The 647-nt window shown below is 61.2% G+C and carries 2 protein-coding genes; both read right to left on the bottom strand.

What is annotated here, in order from left to right:
• On the bottom strand, nucleotides 1-211 hold a 211-nt coding region (locus AC1DU6_RS34405), incomplete at its 3' end, for a pyridoxine 5'-phosphate synthase (protein WP_477862956.1).
• 32 nt (nucleotides 212-243) lie between these two features.
• Nucleotides 244-647 (bottom strand): RelA/SpoT AH/RIS domain-containing protein (locus AC1DU6_RS34410; RefSeq protein WP_477862958.1); only part of this gene is annotated, 404 nt, incomplete at its 5' end.

Raw genomic sequence — 647 nt, forward strand, 5'->3', positions numbered from 1 at the left:
GCGGCTTGGAGATCTCCGCCTTCAGGCGCTCCATATCCGCGTCGCGGATGTGGCGACGATCCTCTCGCAGATGCGCCGTGATGCCATCAGCGCCCGCGGAAATGGCTTCCAGCGCAGCGCGGACGGGATCCGGGTGCTTGCCGCCCCGCGCATTGCGCAGGGTCGCGACGTGATCGATGTTGACGCCGAGGCGCAGCGAGGATGAGGACATGACGGAATTCCAGAAGACCTTAAGGAAAGACGCTACCCATTGACGCGTTCGACCTTGGCGACAACGGCCTTGGCGCGCAACTGATTGATGATCGCGCTGAGATGTTTGAGGTCGTAGACACCGAGATCGATAGTCTGTTCGGTAAAATCGGGCGAGCGGCGATGCATGCTGATATTGTCGATATTGCCGTCATGGTCGGCGATGACCTGAGCGATCTGCGCCAGACTGCCGGGCTCGTTGACATTCTGCAAAAAGAGTCTGGCCGGGAAACGCTGCGGCGAGGATTCATCAATATCCCAGCGCACATCGACCCACCGCTCCGGCTCTTCCTCGAAGTCTTTCAAAGCCGGTGACTGGATCGGATAGATCGTGATGCCCTCGCCGGGCGTGACGATGCCGACGATGCGGTCGCCCGGCACGGCGCCTCCGTTCGGAG

The sequence above is a fragment of the Roseateles sp. P5_B10 genome, from assembly GCF_056400485.1.